This window comes from Nocardia sp. NPDC004582 (assembly GCF_053602115.1).
In genome coordinates this window covers 1-22,951 of record NZ_JBSGCY010000109.1, presented here as the reverse complement: position 1 = coordinate 22,951, position 22,951 = coordinate 1, and the positions used below count along the sequence as shown (strand labels likewise).

Annotated in this window: 21 protein-coding genes and 1 tRNA gene; 18 read left to right on the top strand and 4 right to left on the bottom strand. The window is 70.4% G+C overall.

The genetic code is table 11. The annotated features are described in order from the left end of the window. The first annotated feature begins 469 nt into the window (after nucleotides 1–469). From ACWELJ_RS25230 to ACWELJ_RS25200, 7 genes are all read left to right on the top strand, one after another. Nucleotides 470–1,000 carry a hypothetical protein gene (locus ACWELJ_RS25230; protein WP_452368605.1) on the top strand — a complete coding sequence of 177 codons (531 nt, stop codon included), beginning with the start codon at nucleotides 470–472 and terminating at the stop codon, nucleotides 998–1,000. Between the two features lie 186 nt (nucleotides 1,001–1,186). Then, nucleotides 1,187–2,383, top strand: coding sequence for a TadA family conjugal transfer-associated ATPase (locus ACWELJ_RS25225; RefSeq protein ID WP_452368604.1), 1,197 nt, complete (start codon nucleotides 1,187–1,189; stop codon nucleotides 2,381–2,383). A gap of 450 nt (nucleotides 2,384–2,833) precedes the next feature. Then, nucleotides 2,834–3,430, top strand: coding sequence for a type II secretion system F family protein (locus ACWELJ_RS25220; RefSeq protein WP_452368603.1), 597 nt, complete (start codon nucleotides 2,834–2,836; stop codon nucleotides 3,428–3,430). Continuing rightward, on the top strand, nucleotides 3,427–4,023 hold the full coding sequence (locus ACWELJ_RS25215) for a type II secretion system F family protein (protein WP_452368602.1): 597 nt from the start codon (nucleotides 3,427–3,429) through the stop codon (nucleotides 4,021–4,023). Before ACWELJ_RS25220 ends, ACWELJ_RS25215 begins: the two co-directional genes overlap by 4 nt. A gap of 39 nt (nucleotides 4,024–4,062) precedes the next feature. Beyond that, nucleotides 4,063–4,296: a DUF4244 domain-containing protein gene (locus tag ACWELJ_RS25210; protein WP_452368601.1), complete on the top strand. Its 234-nt coding sequence runs from the start codon at nucleotides 4,063–4,065 to the stop codon at nucleotides 4,294–4,296. A gap of 35 nt (nucleotides 4,297–4,331) precedes the next feature. Beyond that, on the top strand, nucleotides 4,332–4,646 hold the full coding sequence (locus tag ACWELJ_RS25205) for a TadE family type IV pilus minor pilin (protein WP_452368600.1): 315 nt from the start codon (nucleotides 4,332–4,334) through the stop codon (nucleotides 4,644–4,646). Beyond that, nucleotides 4,643–5,053 (top strand): Rv3654c family TadE-like protein, encoded by a 411-nt coding sequence (locus ACWELJ_RS25200; RefSeq protein WP_452368599.1) that lies wholly within the window; start codon nucleotides 4,643–4,645, stop codon nucleotides 5,051–5,053. The genes ACWELJ_RS25205 and ACWELJ_RS25200 overlap by 4 nt, the downstream gene beginning before the upstream one ends. 319 nt (nucleotides 5,054–5,372) lie before the next feature. On the opposite strand, the gene ACWELJ_RS25195 is transcribed toward ACWELJ_RS25200, so the two are convergent. Next, a complete protein-coding gene (locus ACWELJ_RS25195; protein WP_452368598.1) occupies nucleotides 5,373–7,769 on the bottom strand; it encodes a DEAD/DEAH box helicase in 2,397 nt (798 codons plus the stop codon). A 435-nt stretch (nucleotides 7,770–8,204) separates the two neighbouring features. Between ACWELJ_RS25195 and ACWELJ_RS25190 the strand changes: the two genes are divergently transcribed. From ACWELJ_RS25190 to ACWELJ_RS25170, 5 genes are all read left to right on the top strand, one after another. Further along, entirely contained in the window at nucleotides 8,205–8,408 is a 204-nt protein-coding gene (locus ACWELJ_RS25190) for a cold-shock protein (protein ID WP_029925108.1), read from the top strand. A gap of 320 nt (nucleotides 8,409–8,728) precedes the next feature. Next, nucleotides 8,729–11,632: a type I DNA topoisomerase gene (topA, locus tag ACWELJ_RS25185; protein ID WP_452368606.1), complete on the top strand. Its 2,904-nt coding sequence runs from the start codon at nucleotides 8,729–8,731 to the stop codon at nucleotides 11,630–11,632. 81 nt (nucleotides 11,633–11,713) lie between these two features. Next, nucleotides 11,714–12,220 carry a DinB family protein gene (locus ACWELJ_RS25180; RefSeq protein WP_452368597.1) on the top strand — a complete coding sequence of 169 codons (507 nt, stop codon included), beginning with the start codon at nucleotides 11,714–11,716 and terminating at the stop codon, nucleotides 12,218–12,220. A 42-nt stretch (nucleotides 12,221–12,262) separates the two neighbouring features. Continuing rightward, nucleotides 12,263–13,477 carry a DNA polymerase III subunit delta' gene (locus ACWELJ_RS25175; RefSeq protein WP_452368596.1) on the top strand — a complete coding sequence of 405 codons (1,215 nt, stop codon included), beginning with the start codon at nucleotides 12,263–12,265 and terminating at the stop codon, nucleotides 13,475–13,477. A gap of 80 nt (nucleotides 13,478–13,557) precedes the next feature. Beyond that, a tRNA-Thr gene (locus tag ACWELJ_RS25170) sits at nucleotides 13,558–13,633 on the top strand. A gap of 85 nt (nucleotides 13,634–13,718) precedes the next feature. On the opposite strand, the gene ACWELJ_RS25165 is transcribed toward ACWELJ_RS25170, so the two are convergent. Next, the gene (locus tag ACWELJ_RS25165; RefSeq protein WP_452368595.1) at nucleotides 13,719–14,126 is read right to left on the bottom strand and encodes a hypothetical protein; all 408 of its coding nucleotides are present in this window, start codon (nucleotides 14,124–14,126) and stop codon (nucleotides 13,719–13,721) included. Between the two features lie 288 nt (nucleotides 14,127–14,414). Between ACWELJ_RS25165 and ACWELJ_RS25160 the strand changes: the two genes are divergently transcribed. The 6 genes from ACWELJ_RS25160 (at nucleotide 14,415) to ACWELJ_RS25135 (ending at nucleotide 21,156) form a co-directional block, all read left to right on the top strand. After that, the gene (locus ACWELJ_RS25160) at nucleotides 14,415–15,503 is read left to right on the top strand and encodes an ABC transporter substrate-binding protein (RefSeq protein ID WP_452368594.1); all 1,089 of its coding nucleotides are present in this window, start codon (nucleotides 14,415–14,417) and stop codon (nucleotides 15,501–15,503) included. 77 nt (nucleotides 15,504–15,580) lie between these two features. Next, the gene (locus ACWELJ_RS25155) at nucleotides 15,581–16,504 is read left to right on the top strand and encodes an ABC transporter permease (protein WP_452368593.1); all 924 of its coding nucleotides are present in this window, start codon (nucleotides 15,581–15,583) and stop codon (nucleotides 16,502–16,504) included. Next, nucleotides 16,498–17,340, top strand: a complete 843-nt coding sequence (locus ACWELJ_RS25150) for an ABC transporter ATP-binding protein (RefSeq protein ID WP_452368592.1) — start codon at nucleotides 16,498–16,500, stop codon at nucleotides 17,338–17,340. The genes ACWELJ_RS25155 and ACWELJ_RS25150 overlap by 7 nt, the downstream gene beginning before the upstream one ends. After that, on the top strand, nucleotides 17,337–18,749 hold the full coding sequence (locus ACWELJ_RS25145; protein ID WP_452368591.1) for a PLP-dependent cysteine synthase family protein: 1,413 nt from the start codon (nucleotides 17,337–17,339) through the stop codon (nucleotides 18,747–18,749). The genes ACWELJ_RS25150 and ACWELJ_RS25145 overlap by 4 nt, the downstream gene beginning before the upstream one ends. Next, nucleotides 18,746–19,438, top strand: coding sequence for a YcnI family copper-binding membrane protein (locus ACWELJ_RS25140; protein ID WP_452368590.1), 693 nt, complete (start codon nucleotides 18,746–18,748; stop codon nucleotides 19,436–19,438). Before ACWELJ_RS25145 ends, ACWELJ_RS25140 begins: the two co-directional genes overlap by 4 nt. Next, complete coding sequence (locus ACWELJ_RS25135) at nucleotides 19,435–21,156, top strand: copper resistance CopC/CopD family protein (protein WP_452368589.1); 1,722 nt, start codon at nucleotides 19,435–19,437, stop codon at nucleotides 21,154–21,156. The genes ACWELJ_RS25140 and ACWELJ_RS25135 overlap by 4 nt, the downstream gene beginning before the upstream one ends. 3 nt (nucleotides 21,157–21,159) lie before the next feature. Here the strand turns inward: ACWELJ_RS25135 and ACWELJ_RS25130 are convergent, their stop codons facing one another. Together ACWELJ_RS25130 and ACWELJ_RS25125 are read right to left on the bottom strand one after the other, a co-directional pair. After that, on the bottom strand, nucleotides 21,160–22,224 hold the full coding sequence (locus ACWELJ_RS25130) for an NAD(P)H-dependent amine dehydrogenase family protein (protein WP_452368588.1): 1,065 nt from the start codon (nucleotides 22,222–22,224) through the stop codon (nucleotides 21,160–21,162). A 24-nt stretch (nucleotides 22,225–22,248) separates the two neighbouring features. Continuing rightward, on the bottom strand, nucleotides 22,249–22,951 hold a 703-nt coding region (locus ACWELJ_RS25125), incomplete at its 5' end, for an SDR family oxidoreductase (protein WP_452368587.1).

Here is a 22,951-nt window from a genome sequence, read left to right as displayed (position 1 = left end):
GCGATGATCGCCACCTTCCACAGGCCGAGGACGTGCCAATACCGCAGCGCCACCGGGTCGCGCCCGGTCTGATCGAGATAGATCTGCGCGATCGCTCGCCGCCGCCGTAGCCCTCACCGCCGCAGGGCGTTTCCGCGACCGCACCCTGCTCGTCGACTGCGCGCCTTACGGCGGCGGTCTCGATCTGCTGCTCGGTCTGGAGAAGCACGCGGGCCTGCGCTGGCCCGACCTCACCATCGAACACGGCCGGGTCTCGGCGCCGGCGCTGCACGAGGCGCTGCCCACCACCTCGGGCCTGGCGGTCCTCTCCTGCGGAAGAGCCGCTCCCGCAGGGGAACTCGGTGCGGAGGACTGTGCCGTGGATCGCGGCGTTATGGCCGATCCCTCCGGAACCTCCGCGGTAGCAACCGAACTCGGCCCCGGCCCGGACGGAACGAGAGAGCTCGGCGCGTGGGCGGATGGTGGCGGGGTGAATTCGCCACTGGCACCGGCGGCGGTGCGCGCCGTCCTGGAGGGCGGTCGCGCGGCCGGTGATCTGGTGGTCGCCGACCTGTCCAGTGACCATGGCCCGCACACCGAGGAAGTTCTCGATCTGGCCGACCTGGTGGTGCTGGTGACGCAGGCGCGGTTGCGTTCGATCGCCGCTGCGGAAGCCGCCGCGGCCTACCTGAAGGCCCGAAACCCGCAGGTGCGCTTGATCATCCGGGGTCCGGCCCCCGGCGGCCTCGCGCCCACGGATATCGCGGAGACCCTCGCGCTGCCGCTGCTGTCGGCCGTTCCTTCGCAGCCGGGACTGACCGAGCGCCTGGAACGGGGTGGCCTCACCGTGCGCCGTCGAGGTCCGCTCCGCACCGCCGCCGAATCCGCGCTGACGGCTCTGTTCACCGGTGGTCCCGGCCAGGATCGTGCCGCCCGGCATCCGGGCCCGTTCTGGTGGAGCCTCGCGCGGGCGCGGGGCGCCCACGTGGGGTCGCGGGCGGCAGCGCCGGTGGGCCGATGACGCCGGGGTGCGGGCGTTGCCGTTTGCGGCGGGTACTCGTGGGCATCTGGCCGGATGCGCGCGCCTCACACGCGTCGGGCGGGGGTCCGCTGTCGCACGCGCGGTCGACCGCCGGGCGGATGACCTACTGCCGTATCGGGTCCGGGCCGGGGTGCCGGTGGCTCGCGTTCGATGTGGAGGTGCGCGATGAGTGAGCTGGTGACCACGGAACTGCTGGAGCGGGTGCGCGAACGGCTCGCCGACGGGGCCGCCGATCCGGATCCGGCTCGGGTGGCGGCGGCCATCCGGGCCGAGGCAGGCGGGGTGCTGGCCGATACGGATCTGTTGCGCGCCCTGCGCATGCTGCAGACCGAGATGACCGGAGCCGGGGTGCTGGAGCCACTGCTGCACGATCCCGATGTCGCCGATGTGCTGGTCACCGGACCGGAGTCGGTGTGGGTGGATCGCGGGCGCGGCCTGCGCCGCACGTCGATCCGGTTCCCGGACGAGGCGGCGGTGCGGCGGCTGGCCCAACGGCTCGCACTGGCGGCCGGGCGCAGGCTGGACGACGCACAGCCGTGGGTGGACGGGCGGCTGCCGGGAATCGGTGCGGCACAGGGACATTCGTTCGGCGTCCGATTGCACGCGGTGCTCTCGCCGATCGCATACGGCGGCACCTGTCTGTCCCTGCGCGTGCTGCGGCCCGCGACCCTGAGCTTGGCAGCCCTCGAGGCGGCCGGAGCGGTGAACTCCGACGCGAAGTCGCTGCTGGAGCGCATCATTCGTGCTCGGCTCGCCTTCCTGGTGGTGGGCGGCACCGGGTCGGGCAAGACAACCCTGCTGTCGAGCCTGCTGGCCGAGGTCGATCCGGCCGAGCGCATCGTCTGCGTCGAGGACGCGGCCGAGCTCGCGCCGCCGCACCCGCACGTGGTCCGGCTGGTGGCCAGGCCCGCCAATGTCGAAGGCGCAGGCCAGGTCACGGTGCGCGACCTGGTGCGGCAGGCGCTCCGCATGCGCCCCGACCGCATTGTCGTCGGCGAGGTTCGCGGCGCGGAGGTCGTGGACCTCCTGACCGCCCTGAACACCGGCCACGATGGCGGGGCGGGCACGGTGCACGCGAACTCGCCCGGCGAGGTCCCGGCCCGTCTGGAGGCGCTGGCCGCCCTCGGCGGCCTGCCGGCGGCTGCCCTGCACAGCCAGCTGGCGGCGGCGATCCAGGTGATCCTGCACGTCCACCGGCATCCCGGCGGCCGCCGCACGCTCCGCGAGATCGGCCTGGTCACCGCCGACCGCGGCCGAGTGCGGTTCGTCCCCGCGTGGACGGCCGACGATCGTCCGGCCCCGGCGGCGTCCGCCCTGTTGACCCTGCTCGACGAAAGGACTCCTGATGATTTCCGCGGGTGACGAGTGTTCAGGTTCGTGCGGGTGCCCGTGGCCGGGTGCGGTTCCGCGGGTCAGCTTGGCGAAGACGTACCCGGTGCCCACGGGTAATGCACCGTGCTGCAATCCATTCGGAGTGCATGGCTCGCGCTTCCCGGGCCTCACCTTGGCGTGGCCCACCGGGTGCGGTCGTTGCGCCAACAAGAATTCGACTGGGGTGCACGAGGACTCGGCTGCGTCGTTGAACGAAGGCAACTGATGTCGGCCGTCACCGACGCGCGTGCTTCCGCACTGGCGTGTGTCGCATTCGCACTGATTTTGCTGCCACTGCCTGTCGCTCGACGACGGATGAGTAGGTTGTTCGATCGACCCGCGGGTACTCGAAAGAGTCAGTGCACCTGGGCCGTTCGGGTGTTTGCGTTCGCGGGTGCGCCCCTTCTTCTGTTCGCGGGTCCAGGGCCGGTGCTGGCCGCGATGCTGGCTTCCGCGACCCTCTTGGTCCGCTATCGCCGCGCCCACCGGGAGCGATCGCGGGCCGCCGCCACGACGCAGCTGCTGGAGGGATTGGAGGCGGTGATCGGCGAACTGCGTATCGGCGCGCATCCGAGCGCGGCGGCCGCCGTGGCGGCCACCGAAACCGAAGGGGAGGTGGCCAGGGCGTTCGCGGTCAGTTCCGCACGGAGCCGACTGGGTGGGTCCGGGTCGGAGGGCCTGCGCCGACCCGATTCCGTGGTGGCGCCGGAATTGTCCCGGGTAGCCGGGGCCTGGCGGGTGGCGGAGCGACACGGTCTCGCGCTGGCCGAGCTGCTCACGGCGGCACGCCTGGATCTGCTGGGCCGCAAGCGGTTCCGGGACCGCACCGCCGCGGCACTGGCCGGCGCCCGGGCGACAGCGGTCGTGCTGGCCCTGCTGCCGGTCCTCGGTATCGGTCTGGGACAGCTGATGGGAGCGGCCCCGCTGCGGGTGCTGTTCCTGTCCCCGGCGGGAACGGCCTTGCTGCCGTTGGGTTCCGCCCTCACCTGCGCCGGTCTGCTGTGGTCCGACGCCATCGCGGGCAAGGTGCTGCGATGACTCCGGCCGCCGCGGTGCTGGCGGCTCTCGCCCTGCTGATCTTGCCGGGACGGGTCGGGGCGGTGCGCCGGCTGCGCTGGATGCGCCACGCCAGGCCAACGGGACCGCCGGTGTCCTCGGTCTTCCCGGCCGATCCGGACCTGCTGGGCGTCGCGTCGGCGCTCGATCTGCTCGCCGCCTGTCTGCGGGCCGGGCTGCCCACCGCTCTGGCCGCCGCCGCGGTGGCCGCCGAGTCGCCCGAGCCATTGGCCTCGACCCTGCGCCGGGCCTCCGATCTGCTGGTGCTGGGTGCGGATCCGGCGAGCGCCTGGGCCCAGGCCACCGCGGGCGTCGCCGACGACGCGGTGGCGGCCCTGGCCCGGATGGCCCGCCGATCGGCACGCGCGGGGACCGGATTGGCCACCGCCGTCACCGAATTGGCCGAACGCCGCCGCGGCGAGCTCGAGGATGCCGCCGCCGCCCGCGCCGAACGGGCCGGGGTGCTGATCGGCGGCCCGCTCGGTCTCTGCTTCCTGCCCGCCTTCGTCTGCCTGGGCATCGTCCCGGTGGTGCTGGGCCTGGCGGGCCGGGTGCTGGACGGGGCTCTGCTGTGACCGCCGACGACTGTGCCGGCGCGGAACGACCGCGCCGCGATGAGGGAGGGAGCGACCGTGGGAACGACCGTCCGACACCTGTGCTGGGAACTGCGCGCCAGACTGCTGCGCGTATTGACCGCCGACTCCGGCATGAGCACCGCCGAGTACGCGATCGGCACCATCGCCGCCGCGGCCTTCGGCGCGGTGCTCTACACCGTGGTCACCGGGAACAGCATCGTGAGCGCCCTGACCGCGATCATCGACCGAGCCCTGAAGACTTCCGTCAAGTGACGTATGCCACACCACTCGATCATGTCGAGGCTGGGATGGCGACCGTTGAGGCGGCTATCGCGCTGGCCGCGCTGGTCGCGGTCGTGATTCTCGCTGTGGGTGCCCTGCTGGCGGTGTCGGCGCAGGTGCGCTGTGTCGACGCCGCCCGTGAGGCGGCCCGGCTCGCCGCCCGCGGTGAGACCGACGCGGGCATCGCGACCGCTCGGCGGCTGGCGCCGGCCGATGCCCGGATCATCGTCCGCTCCGAGGGTGAACTGGTGGTGGCCGAGGTCAGCGCCCACGCGACGCTGGTCCCGGTCGCGCTGCACGCGGCCGCGGTCGCGGCCCGGGAACCGGGGGAGTCGCCATGAACCGCGGGCAACGGGATCGCGCGGCGCGGGATTCGGGCGGGGTGACGGTGACCGCGTGCCTGGCACTGATCGCCCTGTTCGCGGTGACGATCCTGGTCGCGCAGGTCGGGGTGGCGGTGACGGCCCGGCATCGGGTGCAGGCCGCCGCGGATCTGGGCGCGCTCGCCGCGGCCGGCGCCCTCGACGGCGGCGTGGCCGCGGCGTGTCGCCGGGCCGCGGAGATCACGGACCGCATGGGTGTCCGGGCCGCCGGGTGTGTGGCCCGGGGATGGGACGTGACGGTGACGGTCGTCGGGCGGGTGTCGCTCGGGCCGCTGGGGGAGCGGGAGGTCCGAGCGGCCGCTCGCGCGGGTCCGGGGGATGACCTGGGGTTGCGAGGGGATATCTCGTACCGAGCGGTTGGTTAAAAATGTGATGGCGCGGGCCACATCGGTGGTCGATCAATGCGGAAATTCGATGAATGCTTTAGGCGAATTGCTGAGGTGTCGATTGCATTGCAATTCGTTCCCCGAGACTCATTCGAATGAATGCACAGGTAAATCGGCGAGTGACATATTCGAGTGGAGCAACCCCTCAGTTAACAGGATGACATCCCTTTTTAATCGACTTGACCTCCCGGCGTGTCGTCGCCACCCTTCAGCATCCGGATTCGGCCCGATATCAGCCAGTTGACGACCCGACCGGTTGGTCGGATGGCGCTCCGGTCTCACCGCGGCGACGGCGGGGTCACGGTTCGGAGGCGCCGTCGTCACCTTCGCCCAGATCGGCCAGAACCGCCCGTAGCAGCCGGGCCGCCCCGGCCTTGTCCAGGGGATTGTTGCCGTTCCCGCACTTGGGTGACTGCACGCAGGACGGGCACCCGGCCGTGCAGCCACAGGAGTCGATCACGCCGAGCGTGGCGGTCAGCCAGTGTCGCAGCCGCAGGAACCCGCGCTCGGCGAATCCGGCCCCGCCCGGGTGGCCGTCGTAGACGAATACTGTCGGCAAGCCGGTATCGGCATGTTCGGCCGTCGACACTCCGCCGATGTCCCATCGATCGCAGGTGGCGACCAGCGGCAGCATGCCGATGGCGGCGTGCTCGGCGGCGTGTAGCGCGCCCGCAGCGTGTCGCGCGTCGATCCCGGCCCGGGCCAGCAGGTCCGGGGTGACGGTGTAGTACACCGCCCGGGTGGGCAGGGTCTGGGCGGGCAGGTCCAGCGGGATCAGGTCCAGCACCTCGCCGCTGGGCAGTCTGCGCAGGTAGCCGACGACCTGACGGGTGACCAGCACCCGGGCCAATGCCGTTGTGACCGAGCCGTATCGGCGTTCCTCGGTGACCGCCTCGATCTCCAGCGTGGTGACCGCCCGCGCGCTGGTGCTCCACCCCGGCGTGTCGGCGTGCACCAGGGCGACGCCCTCCGCCAGGTCCAGCTCGTCGACCACGTAGCTCTCGCCCTGATGCAGGTGCACCGCGCCCGGGTGCAGGGTCGCGGGGGCGCGCCCGGCGTCGGTGGTGCCGAGCATGCGCCCCGATTCGACGTCCACCACGGCGATCGCGGTGCCGATGCCGCCGCGCACGTCCACCGCGTCGTGCGGGTGCGCGTCAGCCGTCACGAACCAGCGCGCCGAGCCGTCCCGGGCCACGCCCGCCCGGCGCCGGATCAGACCCTGTTCGGCCAGGTCGGACAGCAGTTCCCAGGCCTGGAAGGCATGTACTTCAGTGTCGCTGAGCGGCTGTTCCAACGCCGCGCACAGCAGGTGCGGCCCGAGCACGTACGGATTGTGCGGGTCGGTGATGGTCGCTTCCAACGGCCGCCCGAGCAGCGCTTCCGGGTGGTGCACGAGGTAGGTGTCCAGTGGGTCGTCACGGGCGATGAGCAGCACCAACGATCCCTGCGTGCGGCGTCCGGCACGTCCGGCCTGCTGCCAGAACGAGGCGACCGTCCCCGGGTATCCCGCCACCACGACGGCGTCCAGTCCGGCGATGTCCACGCCCAGTTCCAGGGCGTTCGTGGTGGCGGCGCCCAGCAGCGCGCCCTCCGACAGGGCCGCTTCCAGGGCGCGCCGGTCCTCGGCCAGATATCCGGCCCGATAGGCCGCGACACGCCCGGGAAGCCCCGCGTCCACCTCGGCGAGCAGGCGCCGGGTATCCATGGCGATGAGCTCCGCGCCCCGCCGGGACCGCACGAAGGTCAGGGTGCGGGCGCCCTCGGCGACCAGATCGGCCATCACGGTGGCCGCTTCGGCCCCGGCCGAACGCCGCAGGGCCGCACCGTTTTCCCCGGTCACGCCGCTGCCGACGAGGGGCGGCTCCCACAGCGCCACGGTCCGCGCCCCCTGCGGCGACCCGTCCTCGGTGACCGCGACACACGGTGCGCCGATGAGTTTCTCGGCGGTGGCGGCGGGGTCGGCGGCCGTCGCCGAGCACAGCACGAAGACCGGATCGGCCCCGTACCGCTCGGCGAGTCGCCGGAGCCGGCGCAGCACCAGCGCCACGTGCGAGCCGAAAACCCCGCGGTAGATATGGCATTCGTCGACCACGATGTACCTGAGCTGGCGAAACAGCCGCGCCCAGCGCTGATGCGAGCGCAACATGCCGACGTGCAGCATGTCCGGATTGGTGAAGACCCAGCGCGCGTGCGCTCGCACCCACTGCCGGATCTCCGCCGGCGTGTCGCCGTCGTAGGGCGCGGGATGGATGCTGCGCAGCGGATCTTCGCTGGTCAGCTCGTTGACCATGCGCAGCTGGTCGGCTCCCAGCGCTTTGGTCGGGGCGAGATACAGCGCGGTGGCCCGGGGGTCCTCCCGCAGCGCGGTCAGCACCGGCAGCTGGTATGCCAGCGACTTTCCAGACGCCGTTCCGGTCGACACCACCACGTGCCGGCCCGCCGCGGCGAGGTCCGCGGCCCGGCTCTGGTGGCTCCACGGCTCCGTGATCCCGGCCGTCTGAACTGCGGCGATGACATCGGGAGATATCCATTCGGCCCATTTCGTGACCTGGGCCGCACGCGGTGGTAGCTCACGAACATGAGTGAGGCGGGAGTCACCTGAAACAGGACTGTTTAGGACACGATTCAGCAACGATCTCCCGTAGCTGATGTCGCTCGCGTCTCCGGATCGCGGCGCCGGATCTCGATCAATCATCGAAGCGCCATCGCGACACGCCGAAGGGGTGCGAAACGTGTGTGCGTCCGCCGCTCTACCTGCCATTTCACTACAGGGTAGCGACCTGCCTCACACCCGGTTTGCCAGATGCTCGCTCTGTTATCCGGAAGCAAACCAACTTCAAGTACGGATTTGGGCATTATGCCCCTCACCTGCGCATTCGCAAGATCAACTTTTTTGCAAATTGTGGGTAACTCCGCTGTTGAATTGCCCGAAGACATGGTTCACTGGTCCCTGGTCGCAAGCTTCTGTGTTCGAGGGAACGGATCGAAAGTCCAAACCATCAGCAGGATCGATGTTGCGAACGGTGTACTAGGTGCTTTCCTGCAGGGGGAACAGAGTACAGCGGTCTCAACGGACCCGGTGGATGAACCCAGTTGTCCGCCGTTCCGGTATGGAAAGAGAAGGAACAGAATGGCACAGGGAACTGTGAAGTGGTTCAACGCGGAGAAGGGGTTCGGCTTCATCGCGCCCGAGGACGGCTCCGCTGACGTCTTCGTCCACTACTCCGAGATCCAGGGGTCGGGCTTCCGCACCCTCGAGGAGAACCAGAAGGTCGAGTTCGAGGTTGGCCAGGGCACCAAGGGCCCGCAGGCCACCGGTGTTCGCGCGCTCTGACGAGCGAGTCAACCCCTAAGGTTCCGTCCCCCATCGCCCCCGGCGGTGGGGGACGACCCATATCTTGACCCATTACACTCGATCACGATCAGGGGCTACATCGTCGCCGCGCACCAGCCGCGGCCTTTGAACACGGTATAAACGTTGCTGGCAGCGATATCGGACATCGCAGCCGCTTTGCCCCAGCCGCGTAGGGCGCGTACACCAAGCTCCGGCGCGGATCGAGACGAAAGGTGTGTTCGCCGGTGGCAACACGAGACCGCGGTGCAGCGCCGAACCCCGAGGCAGCGCCCGACCAGGGCCGTTCCCTGCGTCGTCTCGTGATCGTCGAGTCGCCGACGAAGGCCAAGAAGATCGCCCCGTATCTGGGCCGCGGTTATGTGGTGGAGGCGTCGGTCGGCCACATTCGGGACCTGCCGCGCGGCGCGGCGGATGTGCCCGCCAAATACAAAGGACAGCAGTGGGCGCGGCTCGGCGTCGACGTCGATCATGATTTCGAGCCCATCTATGTTGTCAGCCCCGAAAAGAAGGGGAAGGTCAGTGAGCTGAAGAGCCTGCTGGCCGACGCCGACGAGCTCTACCTCGCCACCGACCCCGACCGCGAGGGCGAGGCCATCGCCTGGCATCTGCTCGAAACCCTCAAGCCCAAGGTGCCGGTCCGGCGCATGGTGTTCCACGAGATCACCGAGCCGGCGATTCGCGCGGCCGCCGCCGACACCCGGGAACTGGACCAGGATCTGGTCGACGCGCAGGAGACGCGGCGCATCCTGGACCGGCTCTACGGCTATGAAGTGTCGCCGGTGCTGTGGAAGAAGGTCATGCCGCGTTTGTCGGCGGGCCGCGTGCAGTCGGTGGCGACCCGCGTCATCGTGCAGCGCGAGCGGGAGCGCATGGCGTTCCGGTCCGCGGAGTACTGGGATATCGCGGCCAAGCTGGACGCCGGCGGCAGCGAGGACGGCGGGAACCCGCGGGTCTTCGGCGCGCGCCTGGTCACCGTCGACGGTTTGCGCGTCGCCACCGGTCGGGATTTCGGGTCCGACGGGCAGCTGAAGTCCGCCGACGCGGCCGCACCGACCGTTCGCGTCCTGCGGGCCCACGACGCGCAGCGGCTCGCCGAGGCGCTGCACGGCGTGAATCTCGCGGTCACCTCGGTCGAGTCGAAGCCGTACACGCGAAAGCCGTACGCGCCGTTCATGACCTCGACCCTGCAGCAGGAGGCGGGCCGCAAGCTGCGTTTCACCTCCGAGCGCACCATGCGGGTGGCGCAGCGGTTGTACGAGAACGGCTACATCACTTATATGCGTACCGACTCGACGACCCTGTCGGAGTCGGCGATTCAGGCGGCGCGCTCGCAGGCCACCCAGCTGTACGGCGCGGAGTACGTGAGCCCCACGCCGCGGCAGTACACGCGCAAGGTCAAGAACGCGCAGGAAGCGCACGAGGCGATCCGTCCCGCCGGTGACACCTTCGCCACCCCGGGCCAGCTGCACAACAAGCTCGACGGCGACGAATTCCGTTTGTACGAGCTGATCTGGCAGCGCACCGTGGCCTCGCAGATGCAGGACGCGCGCGGCACCACGCTGACCGTCCGCATCACCGGTGTCGCGAATTCCGGTGAGGAGTGCGTGTTCTCGGCCTCGGGCCGGACCATCACCTTCGCGGGCTTCCTCAAGGCGTACGTGGAGAGTGTCGACGAGGAGGCGGGCGGCCAGTCCGATGACGCCGAATCGCGGCTGCCCGCGCTGACCGAGGGCCAGGGCGTCACCGCCATCGAGCTGCTGCCGGACGGGCACACCACCAATCCGCCCGCGCGTTTCACCGAAGCCTCGCTGATCAAGGCGCTGGAAGACCTCGGCATCGGCCGTCCGTCCACCTACTCCTCGATCATCAAGACCATTCTCGACCGCGGGTACGTGTACAAGCGCGGTAGCGCGCTGGTGCCGTCGTGGGTGGCGTTCGCGGTGATCGGGCTGCTGGAGGAGCACTTCGGGCGGCTGGTGGACTTCGACTTCACCGCGGCCATGGAGGACGATCTCGACGCCATCGCCGGCGGCCGCGAGCAGCGCGGAAACTGGTTGTCCTCCTTCTATTTCGGTGGCGATCACGGCGCGCAGGGTTCGGTCGCGCGCGAGGGTGGCCTGAAAAAAATGGTGGGCGAACGGCTCGACGGCATCGACGCGCGAGAAGTCAACTCCATCAAGCTCTTCGCCGACGACGAGGGCCGCGATGTGGTGGTCCGGGTCGGCAAGTTCGGGCCGTACCTGGAGCGCATGGTCGTCAATCCCGATGACCCGGACGGGGATCCGGTATCGCAGCGCGCCAACCTGCCCGACGATCTGCCGCCGGACGAGCTGACCGCGGAGGTCGCGGAGAAGCTGTTCGCGACGCCGCAGGAGGGTCGTTCGCTGGGGGTGGATCCGGTGTCCGGGCACGAGATCGTCGCCAAGGAAGGGCGTTTCGGCCCGTACGTCACCGAGGTCCTGCCCGAGCCGGTCGAGGAAGCCGACACCGGCGCGAAGAAGACCAAGAAGGCGGCCGACAAGCCGAAGCCGCGCACCGGCTCGCTGTTCAAGTCCATGAGCGTCGAGAGCGTGACGCTGGACGAGGCGTTGCGGCTGCTGTCGCTGCCGCGTGTGGTCGGCGTCGACCCGGCCTCCGGGGACGAGATCACGTCGCAGAACGGCCGCTACGGGCCGTACCTGAAGAAGGGCACCGATTCGCGGTCGCTCACCAGTGAGGACCAGATCTTCACGGTGACCCTCGAGGACGCGCTCAAGATCTACGCCGAGCCCAAGCGGCGCGGTGGGCAGGCGGCGAGCGCGCCGCCGCTGCGGGAACTGGGCGTCGACCCGGTGTCGGAGAAGCCGATGGTGATCAAGGACGGCCGTTTCGGCCCGTACGTCACCGACGGCGAGACCAATGCCAGCCTGCGCAAGGGCGACGAGGTCGAATCCATCACCGACGCCCGGGCTTCGGAGCTGCTGGCGGACCGGCGGGCGCGCGGCCCGGTGAAGAAGGCCGCGAAGAAGACGGCCAAGAAGGCGGCGGCGAAGAAGACCACGGCCAAGAAGACGGCCGTGGCCAAGACCGTGGTCAAGAAGGCGGCGGCGAAGAAGGCGGCGGCCAAGACGGCCGACGGCGTCACCACCAAGAAGGCCGCGGCGGCGAAGAAGACTCCGGCCAAGAAGGCCGCGACGAAGAGCGCCGCCTCGGCACAGTCCTGATCGGGTCCGCGCAATCCCGGCGATTGTCGGTGCCCTGCCGTAGCGTGCTGTTCGGAACGCGCACCAGCGGAAGGGCATTCGATGACGGTCGAGCACGAGCGGGAAGAGCTGATCAAGGTTCTCGCGAGCCAGCGGGAGCTGTTCCGGATCACTGTCCGGGGCATCGACGACGAACAGGCGCGCCAGCGCACCACGATCAGCGAACTCACGCTCGGCGGGCTGCTCAGTCATTGCGTGAATGTCGAGCGGCACTGGACCACCATCCTGGCCGAGCGGGACCCGAACTCCGAATTCGATGTCTCCCGAATGGATTCCGAGTACCGGCTGGACGCTGATCAGACGGTCGCGGGGCTGCTCGCGGAGTGGGAGGCGGTGGCCGAGCACACCGCGAAGCTGATCCGTGAGCTACCGAACCTCGAGGATTCGGTGCCGACGCCGACCGCCCCGTGGGCGCCGGAGCGGCAGTGGCTGACCGTGCGCTACATCCTGCTGCACATCCTGCGGGAGATCGCGCACCACTCCGGGCACGCGGACATCATCCGCGAGGCGCTGGACGGCGCGAACACGACATATCAGCGCGCGAACTGACACCCGGCGGCGCTGTCGGGGGTGGCCGCTAAGGTGGTCGGCGTGGCGGGTGTCTTCGATCGGCTGGTCGGCCAGGGTGCGGTCGAGTCCGAGTTGACGGCTGCGGCGGTGGCGGCGCGGGGTGGGGCCGGATCGTCGTCGGCCATGACGCATTCCTGGTTGTTCACCGGTCCGCCCGGTTCCGGTCGGTCGGTGGCGGCGCTGTGTTTCGCGGCCGCGCTGCAGTGCACGGACGAGGGGACGCCCGGGTGCGGTCGCTGCCACGCCTGCACCACCACCATGGCCGGCACTCACGGCGATGTGCGCCGGGTGGTGCCGGAGGGTTTGAGCATCGGTACCAAGGAGATGCGCGAGATCGTGCAGGTGGCGTCGCGGCGCCCGAGCACCGGCCGCTGGCAGGTGGTCGTGGTCGAGGACGCCGACCGATTGACCGAGGCGGCGGGCAATGTCCTGCTGAAGGTGGTGGAGGAGCCGCCGGAGCGCACGGTGTTCCTGCTGTGCGCGCCGTCGGTGGATCCGGAGGACATCTCGGTGACGCTGCGATCCCGCTGCCGCCACGTGCATTTGGCGACGCCGTCGGTGGAGTCGATCGCCCGGGTGCTGCGTGAGCGGGATGGCTTGGACGCCAAGGTCGCCGGTTGGGCGGCGTCGGTGAGCGGCGGCCATGTCGGCCGGGCCCGGCGGCTGGCCACCGATGACGATGCCCGCGCCCGCCGTCGCCGGGCTCTGGCCCTGGTCGCGGCGACCGCGCGTCCCGCCGCGGCCTACACCGCGGCCGACGAGATCGTGAAGTCCGCCGACGACGAGGCCAAACTGGTCAGCGCCGAGCGCGACGAGAAGGAACGCGACGCGCTGGCCACCGCGCTCGGCGCGGGCGGTACCGGCAAGGGCACCGCCTCGGCCACCCGAGGTTCCGCCGGCGCCCTGAAGGAATTGGAGAAGCGCCAGAAGTCCCGCGCCACCCGCACCGGCCGCGACGCCCTGGACCGCTCGCTCATCGATGTCGCGGGCCTCTACCGCGACGCCCTCGCCGTCCGTTTCGGCGCGGCCGCCGCCGATTCCTCCTCGGGCGTCACGCTCACCCACCCGGATATGGCCGATCAGATCCGCGAACTGGCCACCGATATCCGCCCCGAGGGCCTGCTCCTCTCCATCCAGGCCGTCCTCGACTGCCGCGAGGCCCTCGAAACCAACGTGAAGCCCCGTTTCGCCCTCGCCGCCATGGTCGCCGCCCTGATGGCGGCCCGTTCCGCTTGACCCGGAGTGTTCCCGGTCACCCGACCACCCGTTTTCGCGATCCGGCCCCGAGACGATAGACTCGCACCGCCGGAAGGCACGCCGCCTTAGCTCAGTCGGTAGAGCGCTTCACTCGTAATGAAAAGGTCGGGGGTTCGATTCCCCCAGGCGGCTCCAAACAAACAGGTGGAGAGCGATTGTCGCTCTCCACCTGTGGTCGTTTCGGGGTCCGAATCCCACCGGTGGCCCCATGGTCACTCCGCTACCTCCCGGACGTGCCCGTGGGGTCGTGGATTCCGCGGGCATCGGCGACCTCTGGTCCGCCCCCGGTCCCGCCGTGTTCGCCGTTGTCGGTGCAGCCGTCCCCGGTCTCGCTGGGATCGGTGCAGGTCTTCTCGCCCCCATCGCTCTCTCCGCAGTTCTCGTTGTCGCAGCCGTGGGGCGGGACCGGCGGCGGTGGCGGAACTGGCTCGGCGTGATTACCGGACCACCCCGCGGGCCGGTCGGCCTGTACGACGCCGGACGCCGCACTCGCCGCGGCCACTGCGGGCACAGCCGCCGTCGCGGGGACCGCTATCACCACTCCTGCCAGCACGAACGTGGTGAACAGCTGACGCGTGACATTTCGGTAAGTCTCGATGGTCATCATCACCTCCCGCATCTCGGTCACGCGACGACAACGTCGTCGTGATGCCCCCATCTGCGATCGCCCTGATCAGAATCCTACTCAGGTGATCAACCGTGCTGAACCGTATGAAGCAGTCGTGACCTGCACCGATGAAATGGTTGGGGGGTTCGATTCCTCCTTCCGGCGGCTCCTCTGCTGTCGTTTCGGGTACTTGTGTTCGTGGTGACTCGAAATCTGTTCGCAGGGGGGTCGCTTTGCGACTCTGGCGTTGAGGCGCTCGGCATCGAATCACGGTGTGGGAGTGCGGTGCGACGACGGAGGGCGGCGACGATGGCGGACGAGAACGAGCTGGGTGGCGCGGGGCGCGAGGCGGACGAGTCGGAGGACTTGGGTTCGCCTGCGGAGCTGGAGGTCCCGGCCTTGTCGCGGCGGAAGTTGTTCGCGGGGGCGGGGATTGCGGCGACGGTGGTGGCCGGGGGCGGGCTGGGGGCCTGGCTGACCACGCGGCGGACGCCGGGGGCGGTGCCCGCGCATCGGGCATTGAAGATCGGGTTCGGGGGCGGGATCTGTGAGGCGCCGCTGTTCGCGGCGGTGCACCAGGGGATTTTCGAGAAGCACGGGCTGACGGTGGAGGTGGTCAAGACCGGGGCCGATGAGATCAAGGACGCCGTGGGGGCGGGGAAGCTGGACGCGGCGCCGGGGATCTTCTTCTCCTGGCTCAAGCCGATCGAGCAGGGGATCGACGCCAAGCTGGCGGCCGGGTTGCACGAGGGGTGCCTGCGCATCATCGTGCCCACCGACAGCCCGATCAAGTCGGTGGCGGAGCTGCGGAACAAGACCATCGGGGTGGCGGCGATCGGCGATTCGTCCATGTCGTTCTTCTCGCTGGATCTGCTGGATGCGGGGATCAACCCCGCTCAGGACGTGGAATGGCGGGTGTTTCCCGGTGATCAGCTGGGCGACGCGCTGGCCCGCGGGGAGATCCAGGCGGTCGCGGGCAGTGACCCGAACGCGCTGCTGCCGACCCTGAAGGGCAAGGCGCGTGAGCTCACCAACAATCAGCGGGGCGCGAACCGGGAACTGTTCTGCTGTGCGACCGCCGTCAACGGGCGGCTGTTGCGCGAGGATCCCGAGACGGCGCGGGCGCTGGTCACGGCCTGGGCCGAGGGGAGTCGCTGGGTCGGCGCGAATCTGCCGCAGACCGCGGTCCTCGAGGTGGACCACAAATACGTGGCAGCGGATCTGACAATCGTCGAATCGACGCTGAAGACCTACGGCTACAACCCGTCCGCGGTGAAGTTCAAGCCGGAGATCACGCCCGGCATCGAGAAGTTCGCCAAGACGGGTTATCTGGATCGCAAGACCGACGCGCGGGCGCTGGCCGACAAGGTGTACGCGGATCTGGGGTTGACGTGGTAGCGATCGCTCCGGCGGAAACCGTTGCCGCCGCGGCGAAACCGGTCGCACCGGCGCGATATCAGCCGACCCTCGGGTTCGTGACGGCCTGGTCGTTGTGGGCGCTGACGGCCGCGGTGACGCTGGCGGTGCCCGACAGACTGACCGCGGCCGCCCCGACGGCAGCCGGAATACTGTTCACCGCGATCACACTCGGCGCGACCGGCTGGGCGCTCGTGGCCTATCGCAGCCGGGCCGCGACGGTGGCGCTGCGGCACTGGACGCCATGGATCGGGGCGGTGGCCGCGTGGATTCTGGTGTGGGAGTTCAGTACCGCCAAGACCGGCTGGCTGGAACCGCCGCACTTCGCGTCGCCGCAGCAGATGCTGCTGGTGTTCTACGAGGACGGCCGGCTGCTGCTGTCCTGCACCTGGCATTCACTGATGCTGCTGATCACCGGCTTCACGCTGGGCGCGGTGACGGGGCTGTTCACCGGCATCGCCACCGGTTGGTCGAAAAGCGTTGCGTACTGGACGCATCCGGTGTTGCTGACGCTCGGGCCGGTGCCGCCCGCGACGATTCTGCCGCTGGTGTTCATCCTGTTCCCGAGCACCTATCTGGGCAGCGTGTTCATGGTGGCGCTGGGTGTGTGGTTCCCGGTGTCGTTCCTGACCCGGGTCGGCGTGTCCGGCGTGGCGCGGGACTATTTCGATGTGGCGCAGACTTTGGGCGCGTCCGACCGCTTCCTGATCTGGCGGGTGGCGGTGCCGGGTGCGCTGCCGAGCATCTTCACCGGCCTGTTCATGGGTTTGTGCGCGTCGCTGACCGCGCTGGCGGTGGCGGAACTGCTCGGGGTGAAGAACGGGCTCGGCTGGTACATCCAGTGGACCAAGGGCTGGGCCGCGTATCCGCGCATGTACGCGGCGATCGTGATCATGATCGTGGTGTGCTGCACCGCGATCGTCGGACTGCTCCGGTTGCGCAATCGCGCGCTGGCCTGGCAGAAGGATCTGGTGCGATGGTGAGCGACGGGATCGCGATCGATATCGAGAGCGTGTCGCATCAGTTCACCGTGGCGGGGGCGCGCAAGCGCACCGTCCTGGACCGGCTGCTGGGCAAGCCCGCACCGGAGCCCACCCGGGCGCAGGAGCTGGGGCGGCTGCGGGTGCTGACCGACATCTCGCTGCGGGTCGAGCCGGGGCAGTTCGTGGCCCTGCTCGGGCCGTCCGGATGCGGGAAATCGACCCTGCTGCGGTTGCTGGCGGGGCTGGACCGGCCGTCCAGGGGCGCCGTGCGTGCGGACGGGGAGCTCATCACGGCTCCGGATCCGCACCGCGCCTTGATGTTCCAGGATCCGACCCTGTACCCATGGCGCACCGTCGAGCAGAATGTGGCGCTCGGCCCGCAGGCGCGCGGCACGTTGGCCGCCGAGCGGGATCGGGTCGCCGAGGCGCTGGAACTGGTGGGATTGCAGGGCTTCCGGGACACCTACCCGGCTCAGCTGTCGGGCGGTATGGCGCAGCGGGTGGCGCTGGCGCGAGCGCTGGTCAACCGGCCGCGGCTGTTCCTGCTGGATGAGCCGCTGGGCAAGCTCGACGCGCTCACCCGCGCCACGCTGCAGGGCGAGATCGCCCGGCTGTGGGAGCGTGACCGGTTCACCGCGGTGCTGGTCACCCACGATGTGGACGAGGCGCTGCGGTTGGCCGACCGGGTGGTGGTGTTCACGCCGCGCCCCGGAAAAGTGGTGCGGGACTTGGCGATCGACCTGCCGCGCCCGCGCGACCACGATGACCCCGAATATCTTCGACTGCGCCGAGAGCTGTTCACCGCGCTCGGCGAGACAGGCAGGGCCGCCGCATGACCGCTAGCACCGCACAGGCCGCGGGCGTCTTCGACTCGGTCGCCGAGGCCATCGGCCATACGCCGCTGGTCCGGCTCAACCGGGTCACCGACGGTAGCGCGGCCACCGTGTACGTGAAGCTCGAGTATCTGAATCCCGGTGGCAGCGTGAAGGATCGAGCCGCGCTCGGGATGCTGCTGGCCGCCGAGCGCAGCGGTGAGCTGGGGCCCGGCGGGACCGTGGTCGAGGCCAGCTCCGGCAATACCGGGCTCGGGCTGGCCGCGCTGGCGGCGGCGCGCGGGTATCGGACCGTGGTGGTGGTGCCGGACCGGGTGAGCGCGGAGAAGAAGGCGCTGCTGCGCGCGCACGGCGCGGAGGTGCACGAGACGCCCGGGCTGCGGCCGGTCGACCACCCCGAGCACCTGCGCTCGGTCGCGCTGCGGCTGACCGCCGAGATCCCCGGGGCCTGGTTCGCCGGGCAGTACGACAATCCCGCGAATCCGGAAGCGCACCGGACCACCACCGGTCCCGAGATCTGGGCCCAAACCGGCGGCCGCGTCACGCATTTCGTGGCGGGGGTCGGGACCGGCGGGACCATCACCGGGACCGGCGAATACCTGAAGCAGGCGTCGGGTGGGACGGTCCGGGTGATCGGGGCCGACCCGGAGACCTCGGTGTACGGCGGCGGCGACGGCCGGATCTGGTACGTCGAGGCGGTCGGGCATTTCCTGCATCCGGAGACCGCGGTCGACGAATGGCCGCAGTCCTATCGCCGGGAAGTGGTGGACGGTATCGAACGGATACCCGACGTCGAGGCGATTCGGCTGCTGCATCGCCTCGCGAAGGAGGAAGGGCTGCTGCTGGGCGGGTCCTCGGGGACGGCCGTCGCGGCGGCGCTGCGCACGGCGCGGACGCTGGGGCCCGACGATGTGGTGGTGGTCGTCGCACCGGATTCCGGGCGGGCCTATCTGTCGAAGTACTACAACGATGAGTGGCTGGGCAGCCTGGGATTTCCGCTGACCTCGACCGCCACCGGACCAACGGTCGGCGACGTGCTCGGCGAGCTGGAACCGGGCGAGGTCGCGGCGGTCCCGTCCGGGCTGACCGTGGCCGCGGCCCGCCAGTTGCTGGGCGGCCGGCACGCGCTGCCGGTCGTCCTGCACCGGGAGACGACCGGGCCGACGGTGGTCGCCGAAATTCTCGGCGCCGTCCGGGCCGCCGAGCTGGCGACCGCGCCGGGCACCGATCCGGTGACCGCGCACCTCGCGTCGCCGCTGCCGATCGCGGGCACGACCGAGCCGCTCGGCCGGGCGCTCGCGCGCATCGCCGGGCAATCCGATCCGGTGGTCATCGCCCGGGAGGGCCGGATCGTCGCCGTGGTCGGCCGGGCGCGTCTCACCGAGAACCCGGAACAAGAGGGAACACAATGACATTCGCACGCTGGACCGCTCTCGCGGCGGTCGTCGCCGGACTCGGACTGACCGGGGCCGGAACAGCCGGCGCGCACGTCGGGATCAGCGCGCCGGAGGCCGAACCCGGCGGATTCGCGGTGGTGACCGTACGGGTGCCGACCGAATCGGCCACCGCGGGCACGGTCAAGCTGGAAATCACGCTGCCGCCGGATCATCCGCTCGCGGTGGTGCGCAACGAGGCCGTCGCGGGCTGGGAGGTGACGCAGCGGCGCACCACCCTGGCCACGCCCGTCGACAACGGGCACGGCGGCAAGGTCTCCGACTACGTCTCCAGCGTCACGTTCACCGCGCGGGACGGCGTCGCCATCCGGCCGGGCGAATTCGGGGAGTTCAAGTTGCAGGTGGGTCCGCTACCGCACACCGGCGAACTGGTGTTCCCGACCATCCAGAGCTACAGCGACGGGACCTCGGTCTCCTGGATCGAACGATCCTCCGACGGCACCACCCCGGACAAGCCCGCGCCGGTGCTGAAACTGGCTGCCGCACACGGCGACACGCACCAGTCGCCCGCCGCCGCGCCGGCCGACACCGTCCGCCACGATGGCAAGGCGTCACGCCGGCTGGCCGAAGCGGCCCTGGTGGTCGCCATCGGTGCGCTGGCCCTGGTCGCCGCGCCCCGGCTGCGGCGCCTGCGTCCCGAGAGATGACGGCGACGCGGTGGCCCCGCGCCGCGCGGCGATCGGCGACCGCGCTCCTGGTGGCGCTCGGGACGGTATCGGCCGCGCTGATCCTCACGGCCGCACCGGCTTCCGCGCACGCGGTACTGGTCGGCAGCGATCCCGGATACGGGGCGATGGTCGAACCCGCACCCGATCGGGTGTCGATCACCTTCGACGAAGCGGTGACCGCGGCGCCGAACGCGGTCACCGTTACCGACCGGGACGGCGAACGCGCCGACACCGGCGCGACCGAGAGCACGGCGGGCGGCCGCACCATCGTGCTGCCGCTACGCCCGGGTGTGCGGAACGGGACCTATCTGCTGGGCTGGTCGCTGTTGTCGGCCGACGGGCATGTGGTGGCGGGCTCAACCGTCTTCGGTATCGGCGTACCGCCGGACCTGACCGTCACCGCCACCCCACCCGACCCGTTGATCGCCGTGCTGGACACGGTGGTGCGGCTGCTGACCGCGCTCGGCTACCTGGGAATCGCGCTGGCCGTGGGCCTTCCGCTCGCGGCGCGAATGGTGTGGCCGGATGCCGTCCGGACTAGCGCTGTCGCCCAGGTGATCCGTATCGGCGCGGCCACCACCGCCATCGCCGCACTGCTGACCTTCGCCACCACACCGGGCCGGCTCGCCGGTGCGGCGGGGTGGGCGGAAGGCCGGGTCTGGTCGCAGTCGGCGACCTCTTTCGCCGGCACGGTGTTGCTGGTCAGGGCGGTCGGGGCGATAGCGCTCGTGCGGGCCGCGCGGCAGAGTCCGCCGCCGGCCTCGCCGGTCGGGGTCGTTCGCACCACGCGGAATGGCTTGGTGCGCAGTCGGATCGGCGTGTCGGTCCCCTGGGCGGACGTCGCGGGCGGGGTGGTGTTGTCGGCCACGGCGTTGTCCGGGCACGTCATGGCGGGTGAGTACCGCTGGGCCGCGGTGATTTCCGCGGTGCTGCACCTGGTCGCGATGGCGGTGTGGGTCGGCGGAGTGCTGTTGGTCGGGTTGGCGTGGCGGACGTCGCGGCGGAATGAGGTGGTGGGCCGGTTCGGGCCGGTGGCGGCCGGGGCCGTAGCGGTATTGGCGGTCAGCGGGGTGTTCCAGAGCTGGCGGGCGGTGAGTCCTCTTGCCGCGCTGTGGAGTACGTCGTGGGGGCTGCTGTTGTCGGCGAAGTTGGTGTTGGTGGCGGTGGCGGTCGGTGCCGCGGTGGTGGCACGCGGCATCGGGGGTCGAGCGCGGGCCGGGGCGGGGCGGCGTCCGGTCGCGACTCGATCCGCGTCGGATGCGTCGTGGGTGGTGCGGGCCGAGCTGGCGGCCCAGGTCGCGGTGCTCGTCGTCACCGCGCTGCTGACCGGGGTCGCTCCGGCGCGGGAGACCTACGATCCGCCCGCGAGTTTTCAGGCGCGGGTCGGGTCGCTGACGGCCGCGATCAGTGTGGACGGGACGCACGCCGGGCGGCAGGAGATCACCGTGCGGCTGCGGGATGCGGCGGGGACACCGGTCGGGGCGCTCGAGGTGAGCGGGCGGCTGGAGCGGGCGGACGGCGGGATCGGGCCGGTGGAGGTGCCGTTCCGGCGGGTCGAGCCGGTCGAGCTGGGGCCGGAATACTTCGTGTCGAGGCCGGTGCGGGTGCCCCTGGCGGGGGAGTGGCGGTTGCGGCTGACCGTGGTGGCGGATCGGACGAGCGGATACGCCGCCACGGTGCCGTATCGGGTGTGGTGAGGGTCAGGACACCAGGCCGCGGCCGGTGGTCAAGGGGAGGTCAATCGCGGTCAGCAGGCCCGGGCGGGCTTGGACCACGGCGGGGACGGCGCTGACCAGGCGGGCCGCGGTGCCGACCACGCCCGCTTCGGCGTGGTCGCCGTCGCTGTAGAGCTGGAGGTCGAGGAGGTAGTCGGGTTCGCCCTTGATTTCCACTCGGTAGCAACCGGATCCGGCGGGTTGGGGCCAGTCGGGGGCCAGGCCCGGGTGGAGGCGGGTGACGTGTTCGAGGGTGAGGATCTCGCGGCCGTCGCGGATGCCGTGGATCTGGAAGCGGAGGGCGGCGGCGGTGCCTTCCGCGATGGTGTGGGCGCCGATGCGGATCGGTTCGGTCGCGGGGAGGCGCTCGAAATGCTGTGTCACCGCGTCGAGTTCGATGTCGAGGGCGGCGGCGAGCTGACGGATGACGCTGCCCCAGGCGAGGGTGAGGATGCCGGGCTGCAGGAGCAAGGGGAGATCGTCGAGCTTGCTGCCGAAACCCATGATGTCGAAGACGACCTTCGGGTTGTCGTAGGTCGAATAGTCCATGATCTCCGAGCAGATGACCCGGTCGATGCGTTCGGAGCCGCTGGACAGCAGGAGCGGCAGCCAGTCGTTGGCCCAGCCGGGGTCGATGCCGTTCACCCAGAGGGACGCGCCGCCCTCCTCGGCGGCCTCGACGATGGGGGCGATAGCCTCGTCGGGGAGAGTGCCGTAAGGGAATTGGAGGAAGACGGGGCTGCTGGAGACGACATTGATGCCGGCGCGGAGGAAGGTCTTCAGATCCTCGACGGCCTCCATCAGGCGGTCGTCGGCCATGGCGGTGTGGACGATGCAGTCGGGCTTCAAGGCCAGCAGGGCCTCGGCGTCCCTGGTGGCGAGGACACCGGTCTCGCGGTCGAGACCGGCCAGTTCACCGGCGTCCTTGCCGGCCTTCTCGGCACTGGACACCCAGACGCCGACCAGTTCGAGTTCCGGGCGGTTGATGATGGAGCGCAGGGCGCGGCGGCCGACATTGCCTGTGCTCCACTGGACTACGCGGTAGGTCATGGAAAACTCCTGGGGCGCGGCGGATCACAGATCGGGGATGGGCAGGTCCAGGTTGGGGCGGTCGATGCCGCCGTCCACCTCGAGCACCTTGCCGGTGATGTAGCCGCCCGCGCGGGAGCTCAGGTAGACGATGGCGGCGGCGATCTCCCACGGCTCGCCGAGCCGGTGCAGCGGGGTGGCGTCCTCCATCTGCCGCTTGATCTCCGGCTGCTGCGCAACGACTTCCAGCGCCGAGGTGAGCACCGAGCCGACCGCGATGGCGTTCACCCGGATGCGCGGGGACAGGTCGGCGGCGGCCAGTTTGGTCCAGTGCGCGAGCGCGGCCTTGGCGGTGCCGTAGGCCAGGAAGCCGCGGCCCGGACTGATGCCCATGCGCGAGGAGATGTTCACCACCGAGCCGCCGCCGCTCTTCAGCATGTGCGGCACCGCGGCCTGGGTGAGGGCGTGCGCGGTGGACACGTTGAAACGGAACGCCTCCTCCAGGAACTCGGGGGTGCTGGTGAGGAAGGTGTTGGGCATGGTGCCGCCGACATTGTTGACCACGATGTCGATGCCGCCCAGTTCGGCGGCGGCGGTCTCGGCCAGCGCGGTGACGGCCGAGAGGTCCGACAGGTCCGCGGGGACGGTGACGCACCGGCGGCCCAGCGCGCGGATCTGGCCGGCGACCTCGTCGAGCTGCGCGGCGGTGCGGGCCGAGATGGCCACGTCCGCACCGGCTTCGGCGAGC